The sequence below is a fragment of the Streptomyces galbus genome (assembly GCF_005280195.1).
Taxonomy (GTDB): domain Bacteria; phylum Actinomycetota; class Actinomycetes; order Streptomycetales; family Streptomycetaceae; genus Streptomyces; species Streptomyces galbus.
Window position 1 is genome coordinate 104,406 of the sequence record NZ_SZPR01000012.1, and the last position, 12,734, is coordinate 117,139.

Annotated in this window: 14 protein-coding genes; 9 read left to right on the forward strand and 5 right to left on the reverse strand. The window is 74.1% G+C overall.

Annotated elements, in window-relative coordinates; genetic code table 11:
* Nucleotides 1-134 precede the first annotated feature (134 nt).
* The gene (locus E4U92_RS37020; protein ID WP_268253509.1) at nt 135-266 is read right to left on the reverse strand and encodes an LPFR motif small protein; all 132 of its coding nucleotides are present in this window, start codon (nt 264-266) and stop codon (nt 135-137) included.
* A 180-nt stretch (nt 267-446) separates the two neighbouring features.
* Here E4U92_RS37020 and E4U92_RS13455 point away from each other — a divergent pair, with 180 nt between their 5' ends.
* Nucleotides 447-1,406 (forward strand): GlxA family transcriptional regulator, encoded by a 960-nt coding sequence (locus E4U92_RS13455; RefSeq protein ID WP_137300607.1) that lies wholly within the window; start codon nt 447-449, stop codon nt 1,404-1,406.
* Between the two features lie 34 nt (nt 1,407-1,440).
* A complete protein-coding gene (locus E4U92_RS13460; protein WP_137300608.1) occupies nt 1,441-2,097 on the forward strand; it encodes a DJ-1/PfpI family protein in 657 nt (218 codons plus the stop codon).
* On the opposite strand, the gene E4U92_RS13465 is transcribed toward E4U92_RS13460, so the two are convergent.
* Entirely contained in the window at nt 2,063-2,824 is a 762-nt protein-coding gene (locus E4U92_RS13465) for an enoyl-CoA hydratase/isomerase family protein (RefSeq protein ID WP_137300609.1), read from the reverse strand. The genes E4U92_RS13460 and E4U92_RS13465 overlap by 35 nt on opposite strands.
* 112 nt (nt 2,825-2,936) lie before the next feature.
* On the opposite strand from E4U92_RS13465, the gene E4U92_RS13470 reads away from it, so the two are divergent.
* Together E4U92_RS13470 and E4U92_RS13475 are read left to right on the forward strand one after the other, a co-directional pair.
* Nucleotides 2,937-3,575 (forward strand): HdeD family acid-resistance protein, encoded by a 639-nt coding sequence (locus E4U92_RS13470; RefSeq protein WP_137300610.1) that lies wholly within the window; start codon nt 2,937-2,939, stop codon nt 3,573-3,575.
* A 174-nt stretch (nt 3,576-3,749) separates the two neighbouring features.
* Nucleotides 3,750-4,268 (forward strand): ATP-binding protein, encoded by a 519-nt coding sequence (locus E4U92_RS13475; protein ID WP_137301093.1) that lies wholly within the window; start codon nt 3,750-3,752, stop codon nt 4,266-4,268.
* Nucleotides 4,269-4,274: 6 nt separating this feature from the next.
* Here E4U92_RS13475 and idi read toward each other — a convergent pair whose 3' ends face one another.
* From idi to galE, 3 genes are all read right to left on the reverse strand, one after another.
* Complete coding sequence (gene idi / locus E4U92_RS13480; RefSeq protein WP_137300611.1) at nt 4,275-4,868, reverse strand: isopentenyl-diphosphate Delta-isomerase; 594 nt, start codon at nt 4,866-4,868, stop codon at nt 4,275-4,277.
* Between the two features lie 166 nt (nt 4,869-5,034).
* Nucleotides 5,035-5,970: a cation diffusion facilitator family transporter gene (locus E4U92_RS13485; RefSeq protein WP_137300612.1), complete on the reverse strand. Its 936-nt coding sequence runs from the start codon at nt 5,968-5,970 to the stop codon at nt 5,035-5,037.
* Between the two features lie 162 nt (nt 5,971-6,132).
* On the reverse strand, nt 6,133-7,131 hold the full coding sequence (gene galE / locus E4U92_RS13490) for a UDP-glucose 4-epimerase GalE (protein WP_137300613.1): 999 nt from the start codon (nt 7,129-7,131) through the stop codon (nt 6,133-6,135).
* 276 nt (nt 7,132-7,407) lie between these two features.
* On the opposite strand from galE, the gene E4U92_RS13495 reads away from it, so the two are divergent.
* From E4U92_RS13495 to E4U92_RS13515, 5 genes are read left to right on the forward strand one after another with little or no spacing between them, the layout of a single operon-like run.
* Entirely contained in the window at nt 7,408-9,252 is a 1,845-nt protein-coding gene (locus E4U92_RS13495) for a DUF5941 domain-containing protein (protein WP_137300614.1), read from the forward strand.
* On the forward strand, nt 9,249-10,001 hold the full coding sequence (locus tag E4U92_RS13500; RefSeq protein ID WP_137300615.1) for a phosphocholine cytidylyltransferase family protein: 753 nt from the start codon (nt 9,249-9,251) through the stop codon (nt 9,999-10,001). Before E4U92_RS13495 ends, E4U92_RS13500 begins: the two co-directional genes overlap by 4 nt.
* Nucleotides 9,989-11,050, forward strand: coding sequence for an iron-containing alcohol dehydrogenase family protein (locus E4U92_RS13505; protein WP_137300616.1), 1,062 nt, complete (start codon nt 9,989-9,991; stop codon nt 11,048-11,050). Before E4U92_RS13500 ends, E4U92_RS13505 begins: the two co-directional genes overlap by 13 nt.
* The gene (locus tag E4U92_RS13510) at nt 11,028-11,807 is read left to right on the forward strand and encodes a CDP-alcohol phosphatidyltransferase family protein (RefSeq protein ID WP_137300617.1); all 780 of its coding nucleotides are present in this window, start codon (nt 11,028-11,030) and stop codon (nt 11,805-11,807) included. The genes E4U92_RS13505 and E4U92_RS13510 overlap by 23 nt, the downstream gene beginning before the upstream one ends.
* A 5-nt stretch (nt 11,808-11,812) precedes the next feature.
* Complete coding sequence (locus E4U92_RS13515) at nt 11,813-12,700, forward strand: glycosyltransferase family 2 protein (RefSeq protein WP_137300618.1); 888 nt, start codon at nt 11,813-11,815, stop codon at nt 12,698-12,700.
* Nucleotides 12,701-12,734: the final 34 nt, after the last annotated feature.

Sequence of the window (12,734 nt, forward strand, 5' to 3'; positions counted from 1 at the left end):
TCCCGTACCGCCTTCTCCACTGGGGTTGCGCGGCAATTGTGGCAGGCGCCACCGACAGCCCGGGACCAGGGCACGGACCCGGCGCGGCGGACCGGGGCCGGGCAGTGCGCCGGGGCGGTCCGGGGGATCAGCCTCTAGGCGCGGCGGCCGCGGGCCGAGCCGGAGGCGCCGCCGAACAGGCGGCCCAGGGCCCGGAAGGGCAGCGTGACGACGGTGGCCACCGCGCCGCCGATCTGGCGCAGGACGTCGGCGATCGCACGGAACATGGGACTTCCTCTCTGCGTGGCTTCCGGTGGGGACCTCGCGTGGGTCGGTCCTCCCTCCTTCACGCATACCGCGCGCCGGGCCGGACATGCCCCCCGTGCCGCGACACCCCGCCCGCGACGGCAGGAAAGGTGGGGAACCCGTCATTGCGGCCATGGCCGCACCGGCCGAAGAATCGAGGCATGCCCCAGCGAACCGTCCTCGTCGTCCTCTTCGACGGCGTGCAGAGCCTCGACGTCACCGGCCCCCTGGAGGTCTTCGCGGGCGCCGAGCGGCACACCCCGGGGACCTACCGCATCCGCACCGCCTCCCTGGACGGAGCGCCGGTGCGCACCTCCAGCGGGCTGACCCTCGTACCCGACGGCTCGCTGACCGGGGCCCCCGCCCCGCACACCCTGCTGGTGCCGGGCGGGGAGGGCACCCGCGAGCCGGACCCGGAGCTGACCGCGTGGCTGCGGGCGCACGGCCCCCGCGCCCGGCGCCTGGTCTCGGTCTGCACCGGGGCGATCCTGCTGGCCGGGGCGGGCCTGCTGGACGGCCGCCGGGTCACCACCCACTGGAGTTATTGCGCCAAGCTCGCCCGCGACCACCCGGCCGTCACGGTCGACCCGGACCCCGTCTACGTCCGCGACGGCCACGTCTTCACCTCGGCCGGTGTCACCGCGGGCATCGACCTCGCGCTGGCCCTGGCCGAGGAGGACCTGGGCCGTGACACCGCCCTGACCGTGGCCCGCCACCTGGTGGTGTTCCTGCGCAGGCCGGGCAACCAGGCCCAGTTCAGCGCCCAGCTCGCCGCGCAGACCGCCCGCCGCGACCCCCTGCGGGAGGTGCAGCGCTGGATCACCGAGCACCCCGCCGACGACCTGTCGGTGGAGGCGCTCGCGGCCCGCGCCCGCCTCTCCCCGCGCCACTTCGCCCGCGCCTTCCGCGAGGAGACCGGCACGACCCCCGGCCGCTACGTCGACCGGGTCCGCCTGGAGCACGCGCGCCGGCTCCTGGAGGACACCGCCGACGGCGTCGAGGAGATCTCCCGCGCCAGCGGCTACGGCACCCCCGAGGCCATGCGCCGCGCCTTCGTCAAGGCGCTCGGCACGCCCCCGGCGGAGTACCGCCGCCGTTTCCGCCCCGCCTCCGTCCACTGACCGACCCGTACGCCACCCCTGGGAAGGGACACCCATGCAGCTAGCGATCGTGCTCTACGACGGCTTCACCGCCCTCGACGCCGTCGGCCCCTACGAGACCCTGGGCCGCCTCCCGGACGCCGAGACCGTCTTCGTCGCCGAGGAGACCGGCCCCGTCCGCACCGACACCGGGGCGCTGGCGCTGACCGCCGACCGGACGCTCGCCGAGGTGCCGCACCCCGACGTCGTGCTGGTGCCGGGCGGCCCCGGCCAGTCCGAGCTGATGACGCACGCCCCGCTGCTGGACTGGCTGCGCACCGCCGACGCCACCAGCACCTGGACGACCTCGGTGTGCACCGGTTCGCTGCTGCTGGCCGCCGCCGGACTGCTCCGGGGCCGCCGGGCCACCTCCCACTGGCTCGCCCTGGACATGCTGCGCGACCACGGCGCCGAACCCACCGGCGAACGCGTCGTCACCGACGGCAAGTACGTCACCGCGGCCGGCGTCTCCGCCGGCATCGACATGGGCCTGACGCTGCTCGGCCGCATCGCCGGCGACGAACACGCCCGGGCGGTCCAACTGCTCACCGAGTACGACCCGCAGCCGCCCTACGACGCGGGCTCCCCGGACAAGGCGCCCGCCCACCTGGTGGAACGGATGCGCGCGCGGAGCCGCTTCACGCTGACCCGGGACCCGGCACCGTCCAGGTGAAGCGCGGCCCGCGCCGCTGGAGGAACGCGGCGACCCCCTCCGCGGGGTCGCCGCTGCCGCGCGCCTGGCGGGCCCAGTACGCGTCGCGGTCGGTGCGCCCGTCCGCGAACTCCTTCGCCGCGGCCTGCGTGAGCTGCGAGCGCGTGACCAGGACGCGGGTGAACTCCGCGACCCTCTTGCCGAGTTCACCCTCGGGCAGCACCTCGTCGACCAGCCCGGTGCGCAGCGCGCGCGGCGCGTCGATCAACTCGGCCGAGAACAGCAGGTACTTCGCGGTCGCCGGACCCACCAGCCGCACCAGGCGCCGGGTGGCCGCCGCCGGGTAGACCAGCCCGAGCTTCGCGGGCGTCACCCCGAACAGCGCGCTCTCCTCGGCGAACCGCAGGTCGCACGCCGCCGCCAACTGCGCCCCGCCGCCGACGCAGTGGCCGCGGATCGCCGCGAGGGTCGGCTTGGGGAACGCGGCCAGCGCCTCCTCGGCCCGCTGCGCCAGTTGCTGCGCCTCGTCGGGCGACCCCTGCAGCGAGGAGATGTCCGCCCCCGCGCAGAACGTGCTGCCCTCCCCGGTCAGCACCAGCGCCCGTACCCCGGGATCGGCGGCGAGGCCGTCCAGCAGCGGCGGCAGCGCGCGCCACATCGCGGCGGTCATGGCGTTGCGCTTGGCGGGGTGGTGGATCACGACGGTGGCGACCGAGCCGGCGACACCGTGCAGCAACTGGGGCTCCATGGGCCGGATGCTAGCCGCCGCGGGACCGCGACGATCACGGCGGGCGATGTGAGCGTTACGACACCACGGGGCAGGGGACCCGCAGGGGCAGGACGACGCCTGGAGGTGCGCGATGACCGCGGCAACCCCGTCCCGGGGGACGACGACCCAGCTCAAGCGGGGCTTCGGCTGGCTCGCCGTGCTCGGCGCCGTCCTGGTGGTCGCGGGCCTCGTCGGGCTCGTCTACGCCGGTGTGGCCACGCTCACGTCGATGCTGCTGTTCGGCTGGCTGCTGCTGATCGGCGGCCTCGTCGGCCTGCTGCACGCGATCCAGGCGCGCGGCACCAACTTCTTCTGGCTCGGCGTCATCGTGGCCGCGCTGAACATCGCCGCGGGCGTGGTCGTCGTACGCCGCCCGGACGCGGCGGCCGCCGCGCTCAGCATGTTCGCCGCCCTGCTGTTCCTGTCCGCCGGTGTGTTCCGGCTGGTGGGCAGCCTGGTCGTGCGCGGCACCCACTTCGGCTGGACGCTGGTGCTGGGCGCCTTCGACCTGCTGCTCGGCGTGCTGGTGCTGGCGAACTGGCCGAGCAGCAGCCAGTACGTCATCGGCACCTTCTTCTCCCTCGCCCTGCTGTTCGACGGCCTGGGCCTGGTCGCCACCGGCTACGGCGGCCGGCGCATCGTCGGCATGGTCTCCGAGCGGCTCGCCGGCGACACCCTCCCAGGGGAGGAACCGGGCGACGGCCACGTGAAGCCCGTACCGCCCGAATAGATCGCGAACACCGCCCGGCCGGGACAGAAGCGGTCACGGGAGCGACCGGGTCGGACAGGGCGGATCGGAAACGCTCGATACCTGCTGACTTGTGTTCAGTCGGGCGGCGCGCGGGGGCTCGTTCCCAACACTTCAGACGTGGTGACAACCGAGCGCGAGGGTGGCGACCTGACGATGGACAACCAGGGGCGAGGGCCCGGCCCACGCCCGGCGGACGGCACGGACGGACCCCTCGGCCCCGAGGCGGCCCCGGCGCCCCGGCCCCTGCCGTACGAGGGCGTCTGGCGGTTCACCGCCCCCGCGGTGGACGCCTCGGTGCCCGAGGCGCGGCACGCCGTACGGGACCTGCTGCACCGTCAGGGGGTGCCCGTCTCGGAGGACCTCGTGCAGGGGCTGCTGCTGATCGTCTCCGAACTGGTGACCAACGCCGTGCGGCACGCGGCCCTGCTGTCGCCCACGCTGGCCGTGGAGGTGGCCGTCGGGGCGGACTGGGTGCGGGTGTCGGTGGAGGACAACCACCCCTACCGCCCGACCGCCCTGGAGAACCCGCACAGCGCCACCGGCGGCCGCGGCCTGCTGCTGGTCCGGGAGATCACCCGGGAGGCCGGCGGGGTGTGCGACGTCGAGCACACAGCGAGCGGCGGCAAGGTCATCTGGGCGGCCCTGCCGCTCAAGCCCGCCGGGGCGTCCTGACCGGGCTCACCAGCCCGCGGTGTGCCCCGTCAGCTCCCGGATCGCGGGCCGGGCCGCGTCCAGCACCGTCATGAACCAGGCGGAGAAGGGGTCCTCGGCGTGCCGCGCCTCGAGCTCGGCGGCGGTCACGTACGCCGTGTCGCCGACCTCCTCCGGGTCGGGCCGCAGGGGGGACTGCACCAGGCCGACGAACAGGTGGTTGTACTCCTGCTCGACCAGGCCCGAGGCCGGGTCCGGGTGGTTGTAGCGCACCGTGCCCGCCTCGGCCAGCAGCGACGGGGAGACGCCCAGCTCCTCGAAGGTGCGCCGGGCGGCCGCCGCGAACGGCGCCTCACCGGGGTAGGGGTGGCCGCAGCAGGTGTTGGACCACACACCGGGGGAGTGGTACTTGCCGAGCGCCCGCTGCTGCAGCAGCAGCCGGCCGCGCTCGTCGAAGAGGAACACCGAGAAGGCGCGGTGCAGCTGCCCCGGGGGCTGGTGGGCGGTGAGTTTCTCCGCGGTGCCGATCGTCACGCCGTCCTCGTCGACCAGTTCCAGCAGAATCGCGTCAGCGGTGCCGTTCGACGAGCTGTGCGTCGCGGTGGCAGGTGTGATCGGCATACCCATCCTTAGCTTCGGTCCTCGCGCACCCCAGTCTGCCGCACGCCCGCGCCGGTCCTGGCGTGTCGCGGCGCCGGAAGCGGGGCCCGATGGGTGATCTTGCCCGGCCGGACGGGCGGGGAACCGCCGTGCGGGGGGTGGTGCGGGAGCACGCGGGGCGCCGCCCTCAGTGGCAGAGCCGCGCCTCGTGCTCGGCGTGTCCGCTCGGCTCCAGCTGGAAGGTGCAGTGCTCCACGTCGAAGTGGTCGCCCAGACAGCCCTGCAGCTCGTGCAGCAGCTTCTCGTGGCCGATCGCGCTCAGCACGTCCGAGCGCACCACCACGTGCGCCGACAGCACCGGCATCCCCGAGGTGATGGTCCAGGCGTGCAGGTCGTGCACGTCCTCCACGCCGTCCAGGGCGAGGATGTGCGACCGCACCTCCGCCATGTCGACGCCGCGGGGCGCCGCCTCCAGCAGCACGTCCAGGGTCTCGCGCAGCAGCTTCACCGTGCGCGGCACGATCATCAGACCGATCACCAGCGAGGCGATCGGGTCGGCGGCGGCCCAGCCCGTGGTGAGGATCACCACCGCGGAGAGGATCACCGCGACCGAGCCCAGCGCGTCGGCGGCCACCTCCAGGAACGCGCCGCGCACGTTCAGGCTCTCCGCCTGGCCGCGCATCAGCAGCGTCAGCGAGACCGAGTTCGCGACCAGGCCGATCGCACCGAACACGATCATCAGCCCGCCCTCGGTGCCGGCCGGCGTGAGGAAGCGCTGGACGGCCTCGTACAGCACGTAGCCGCCGACCCCGAGCAGCAGCAGGCAGTTGGCGAGCGCGGCCAGGATCTCCGCGCGGGCGTAGCCGAACGTGCGGTGCGTGGTGGCCGGGCGGCCCGCGAAGTGGATGGCGAGCAGCGCCATGCCGAGGCCCAGCGCGTCGGTCGCCATGTGCGCGGCGTCCGCGATCAGCGCCAGGGAGTCCGCGAGCACCCCGCCGACGATCTCGACGACCATCACGGTCAGCGTGATGCCGAGCGCGGCCCGCAGTCTGCCGCGGTGGGCGGCGGCCGCCGTCCCGCCGGCCGGTGCGTGCGTGTGTCCGTGGTCGTGCCCAGCCCCCATGGGAAAGCCGCCTCCAAAGGTCGCCGGACGGCGGGCGCGTGCCGTCCGGGACCACAGTGAACTACGGGTGGGGGGTATCGGGCAACGCGGCACTGAACACCGTTGTCATTGCTGTGACCTGCGGAAACGAACGCCACCCCGCGGGCGGGGCCGAGCCGCAGGTCAGCGCGTCGCCGCCGGTGCGGCCGGCGCCCCGCCGTGGTGCAGCCGCCACCCCTGCCAGGCCGACTCGACCATCTCGCGCACCCCGCGCCGGGCCGTCCAGCCCAGCTCGCGGGCGGCCAGCGCGGCCGACGCCACGGCCCGGGGCGCGTCACCCGGGCGGCGGCCCTCGACCTCCGCGGGCCGCCGGTCACCGGTGACCTCGCCGATCAGCGTGACCAGCTCCCGGACCGAGACGCCCTCGCCCCGTCCGATGTTCACCGTCAGGTCCCCGGACGCGTCCGGCGCGGACAGCCGGCGCGCCGCCGCCAGGTGCGCCTCGGCCAGGTCGGCCACGTGGATGTAGTCGCGCACGCACGTCCCGTCCGGCGTCGGGTAGTCGTCGCCGAAGATCCGCGGGGCCTCGTCGCGGGTGAGCCGGTCGAAGACCATCGGGACGATGTTGAACACGCCCGTGTCGGCCAGCTCCGGCGCGGCGGCGCCCGCCACGTTGAAGTAGCGCAGGCAGGTCGTCGCGATGCCGTGCGCCCGCCCCGCCGCCCGCACCAGCCACTCCCCGGCCAGCTTGGTCTCGCCGTACGGGTTCACCGGGGCGCACGGGGTGTCCTCGGTGATCAGGTCCACGTCCGGGTTGCCGTACACCGCGGCGGACGAGGAGAACAGGAACCGCCCGATCCCCGCCGCGGCGACCGCGTCGAGCAGCGTGGCGAGCCCGCCGACGTTCTCCCGGTAGTAGCGGGTCGGCTGCGCCACCGACTCGGCGACCTGCTTGCGCGCGGCCAGGTGCACCACGCCGGTCACCGCGTGCTCGGCGAAGGTCCGCTCCAGCAGCGCCCCGTCCAGCAGCGAGCCCGGGACCAGGAGGACGTCCGCCGGGAGCCGCCCTGGAACCCCGGTCGACAGGTCGTCCAGGACGACGACCCGCTCCCCGGCGCCGGCCATCGCCCGCGCCACGTGCGCCCCTACGTATCCGGCCCCGCCGGTGATCAGCCACGTCATGGTCGTCCACCCTATGCGGGAGCACCGGGCCGGTGCGCAATGTCCCCGATGTCGCCTCCGGGGCCGCGCGGTTTGTGGCGGGGACCACCGATCACACATGATGATCTCGGCGGAGGCCGGTGCAGCGGGTCTTGATCGGGCCTGAACGGCCGGTGAACGACGGTTTCCCGGCATCCGATAGCCTCTGCCGACATGTCGCCCGCCGGGAGTCGCCCAGGGGCGCCCCCACCACGCAGACGACCGGCGTGCCACGCGCCGCACAGGGAGTGAGTTCGGTTGCCGACCGCCATCCTCACCGGTCAGCCGGTGCCCGGATCGTCGATCGAGTCGGACCTGCGGGACCTCGGCTTCGACGTCCGCACCGCCTCCGGCCCCGCCGACGCCGAGGCGCTGCTCGCCGCGGTGCCGAGCGAGGAGCGGGTCGCCCTCGTCGACGCCCGCTTCGTCGGCCACCCGCACGCCCTGCGTCTCGGGCTCACCGACCCGCGCTTCCCGCTGGCCGCGGTCCCCGGCGCCGTCACCGCCCGGGCCGAGGGCCGCCTGGCGCTGACCCGCGCGCTGGCCCGCGAGACCTCCGCCGGCGGTGGCGCGGCGCACGGCGCCGCCCTCGCGGGCACGAAGCTGAGCGTGGGGGACGCGGCCGGGGTGGCGAGCCTCGCCGACCGGGTCGTCACCGCGCTGGACGCCGACGGCGCCGCGGTGCACCGCCCCGAGCTCGGCAGCCTGGTCGCCGCGGTCCCCGCCGACCCCCAGGCCCGCAACGAGGCACGGCAGGCCGTCGCCGCCGTCGACGACGAGGCCGTCCGCCTGAAGTCGGCCGTGAAGGCCCGCGACGGGTTCTTCACCACCTTCTTCATCAGCCCCTACTCCCGCTACATCGCCCGCTGGTGCGCCCGGCGCGGCCTGACCCCGAACCAGGTCACCACCGCCTCCCTGCTCACCGCGCTGATCGCGGCGAGCTGCGCGGCCACCGGCACCCGGGCGGGCTTCGTCGCGGCGGGCGTCCTGCTCATCGTGTCCTTCGTGCTGGACTGCACCGACGGTCAGCTGGCCCGCTACTCCCTGCAGTACTCCACGCTCGGCGCCTGGCTCGACGCCACCTTCGACCGGGCCAAGGAGTACGCCTACTACGCGGGGCTCGCGCTGGGCGCGGCCCGCGGCGGCGACGACGTGTGGGCCCTCGCGCTCGGCGCGATGGTCCTGCAGACCTGCCGGCACGTCGTCGACTTCTCCTTCAACGAGGCCAACCACGACGCCACGGCGAACACCAGCCCGACCGCCGCCCTCTCCGACAAGCTCGACAGCGTCGGCTGGACGGTCTGGGTGCGCCGGATGATAGTGCTGCCCATCGGTGAACGATGGGCCATGATCGCCGTTCTGACCGCGGCCACCACCCCGCGGATCACCTTCTACGCCCTGCTGATCGGCTGCGCCCTCGCGGCCACGTACACGACGGCCGGCCGGGTGCTGCGCTCGCTGACCCGCACGGCGCAGCGCACCGACCGCGCGGCGCGCGCCCTGGCCGACCTCGCGGACAACGGGCCCCTCGCCGAGCTGCCGGCACGGGTCCTGCCCGCGGGGCGCTTCCCGGCCCTGCTGTGGGCCGTGCTCGGAGCCGTCCTCCTGCCGCTCGCCGCCTGGATCGACGGACCGGGCTGGTCGGTCGTCCTGTGCGCCGCCGTCTACGTGCTGCTGTCCTCCGAGGCCGTCGCCCGCCCCCTCAAGGGCGCCCTCGACTGGCTCGTCCCGCCCCTGTTCCGCGCCGCCGAGTACGGCACCGTGCTGATCCTCGCGGCGAAGTCGGACGTTAACGGAGCGCTACCGGCGGCTTTCGGACTGGTGGCCGCCGTCGCCTACCATCACTACGACACGGTGTACCGCATCCGCGGCGACGCCGGAGCGCCGCCGGCCTGGCTGGTGCGCGCCGTCGGGGGGCAGGAGGGGCGGACGCTGCTCGTCACCGTCCTCGCCGCACTGCTCACCGCGGCGCAGTTCAAGGTCGCGCTCACGGCCCTGGCCGTGGCCGTGGCCCTCGTGGTGCTCGTCGAGAGCATCCGCTTCTGGGTCGCCGCCCACCAGGGTGGCGCCCCGGCCGTACACGATGAAGGAGAACCCGCATGATCGGCCTCGTGCTGGCGGCCGGCGCCGGACGGCGTCTGCGCCCCTACACCGACAGCCTGCCCAAGGCGCTGGTGCCGGTGGGGCCCGCGGGCATAGAGGGCGAGCCCACGGTGCTCGACCTGACCCTCGCCAACTTCGCCGAGGTCGGCCTGACGGAGGCGGCGGTCATCGTCGGCTACCGCAAGGAGGCCGTGTACGCGCGCAAGGCGGCGCTGGAGGAGAAGTACGGGCTGCGGCTGACCCTGATCGACAACGACAAGGCCGAGGAGTGGAACAACGCCTACTCCCTGTGGTGCGGCCGTGACGCCCTCAAGGACGGCGTGATCCTCGCCAACGGCGACACCGTGCACCCGGTCTCGGTGGAGAAGACCCTGCTCGCCGCCCGCGGCGAGGGCAAGCGGATCATCCTCGCCCTGGACACCGTGAAGTCCCTCGCGGACGAGGAGATGAAGGTCGTCGTCGACCCGGCCAGGGGCATGACGAGGATCACCAAGCTGATGGACCCCGCCGAGGCCACCGGCGAGTACATCGGCGTCACCCTGATCGAGGGCGACGCCGCCCCCGAACTGGCCGACGCGCTCAAGACCGTCTGGGAGACCGACCCCCAGCAGTTCTACGAGCACGGCTACCAGGAGCTCGTCCACCGCGGCTTCCGCATCGACGTCGCGCCGATCGGCGACGTGCCGTGGGTGGAGATCGACAACCACGACGACCTCGCCCGGGGACGGGAGATCGCGTGCCAGTACTGACCCGGCTGATCCCCTCCCCGCTCGTCGTCGACATCCGCCCCGGCGCCCTCGACGACGTGGGCTGCGTGCTCGCCGACGAGCGCATCTCGCACTCCGGCCGCCTCGCGGTCGCCGTCAGCGGCGGCTCCGGCGCCCGGCTGCGCGAGCGGATCGCCCCCACCCTGCCCGGCGCCACCTGGTACGAGGTCGGCGGCGGCACCCTCGACGACGCGGTGCGCCTGGCAGGCGAGATGAAGGCCGGCCACTACGACGCGGTGGTGGGCCTCGGCGGCGGCAAGATCATCGACTGCGCCAAGTTCGCCGCCGCCCGCCTCGGCCTGCCCCTGGTCGCCGTGCCGACGAACCTCGCGCACGACGGCCTGTGCTCGCCGGTCGCCACCCTCGACAACGACGCGGGCCGCGGCTCCTACGGCGTGCCCAACCCGATCGCGGTCGTCATCGACCTCGACGTCATCCGCGAGGCCCCGGCCCGCTTCGTGCGGGCCGGCATCGGCGACGCCGTCTCCAACGTCTCGGCGGTCGCCGACTGGGAGCTCGCCCACCGCGTCAAGGGCGAGAAGATCGACGGCCTGGCCGCCGCGATCGCCCGGCAGGCGGGCGAGGCGGTGCTGCGCCACCCGGGCGGGGTCGGCGACACCGACTTCCTCCAGGTGCTGGCCGAGGCGCTGGTGCTCAGCGGCATCGCGATGTCGGTGTCCGGTGACTCCCGCCCCTGCTCCGGCGCGTGCCACGAGATCAACCACGCGTTCGACCTGCTGTACCCGCGCCGCGCCGCGGCCCACGGCGAACAGTGCGGCCTCGCCGCCGCGTTCGCCATGTACCTGCGCGGAGCCCACGAGGAGTCGGCCCACATGGCCGGGGTGCTGCGCCGGCACGGACTGCCCGTGCTGCCGGACGAGATCGGTTTCACGACCGAGGAGTTCGTCCGGGTCGTGGCCTACGCCCCCGAGACACGGCCGGGCCGCTTCACGATCCTCGAACACCTCGACCTGAAAACCGAACAGATCAAGGACGTCTACGCCGACTATGTCAAGGCCATCGGTAGCTGAACTCCGTCCGGTCGTCCACCCCGCCGGGGTGAAGGACCGGCGCAGCGGCGAGCACTGGATGGGACGCCTCTACATGCGTGAGGTGTCCCTGCGGGTCGACCGCTACCTGGTGAACACCAGGGTCACACCCAACCAGCTCACGTACCTGATGACCGTGTGCGGCGTGCTCGCGGCCCCGGCCCTGCTGGTGCCGGGGATCGCGGGCGCGGTGCTCGGCGTGGTGATGGTCCAGCTCTACCTGCTGCTGGACTGCGTCGACGGCGAGATCGCCCGCTGGAAGAAGCAGTACTCGCTCGGCGGCGTCTACCTCGACCGGGTCGGCGCCTACCTGACCGACGCGGCCGTGCTGGTCGGCCTCGGGCTGCGCGCCGCCGACCTGTGGGGCAGCGGGCGCATCGACTGGCTGTGGGCGTTCCTCGGCACCCTGGCCGCGCTCGGCGCCATCCTGATCAAGGCGGAGACCGACCTGGTCGGCGTCGCCCGGCACCAGACCGGCAGGCCACCGGTGCAGGAGGCCGCCGCCGAGATGCGCTCCTCCGGCATGGCGCTGGCCCGCCGGGCCGCCGCCGCGCTGAAGTTCCACCGGCTGGTCCTCGGCATCGAGGCGTCCCTGCTGATCCTGGTCCTCGCGATCGCCGACGCGGCCCGCGGCGACCTGTTCTTCACCCGGCTCGGCACCGCCGTGCTCGCCGGGATCGCGCTGGTGCAGACCCTGCTGCACCTGGTGTCCATCCTGGCGTCGAGCAGACTGCGGTGAGTGCGATGGCTTCCTCCTCCCTGAAGGTCGGCGCGGTCGTCATCACCATGGGCAACCGCCCCGAGGAGCTGCGCGCGCTGCTGGACTCGGTCGCCAAGCAGGACGGCGACCCGGTCCAGGTGGTCGTGGTCGGCAACGGCTCGCCGGTCCCCGACGTCCCCGAGGGCGTGCGGACCGTCGAGCTGCCCGAGAACCTCGGCATCCCCGGCGGACGCAACGTGGGCATCGAGGCGTTCGGGCCCAGCGGCCGGGACGTCGACATCCTGCTGTTCCTCGACGACGACGGGCTGCTCGCGCACCACGACACCGCCGAGCTGTGCCGCCAGGCGTTCGCCGAGGACCCCCGGCTGGGCATCGTCAGCTTCCGCATCGCCGACCCGGACACCGGGGTCACCCAGCGCCGGCACGTGCCGCGGCTGCGCGCCTCGGACCCGATGCGCTCCTCCCGGGTCACCACCTTCCTCGGCGGCGCCAACGCGGTGCGCACCCAGGTGTTCGCGGAAGTGGGCGCCCTGCCGGACGCATTCTTCTACGCGCACGAGGAAACCGATCTGGCATGGCGGGCCCTCGACGCGGGCTGGATGATCGACTACCGGTCCGACATGGTGCTGTACCACCCGACGACCGCGCCCTCGCGGCACGCGGTCTACCACCGCATGGTCGCCCGCAACCGCGTCTGGCTCGCCCGCCGCAACCTGCCCGCCGTGCTGGTCCCCGTCTACCTCGGGGTCTGGATGCTGCTCACGCTGCTGCGCCGCCCGTCCCGGCCGGCGCTGAAGGCCTGGTTCGGCGGCTTCCGCGAGGGCTGGACCACGTCCTGCGGCCCGCGCCGGCCCATGAAGTGGCGGACCGTCTGGCGGCTGACCCGGCTGGGCCGGCCCCCGGTCATCTGAGAGGCTGCGTCCCACGGGGTACCCGGCGAGACGA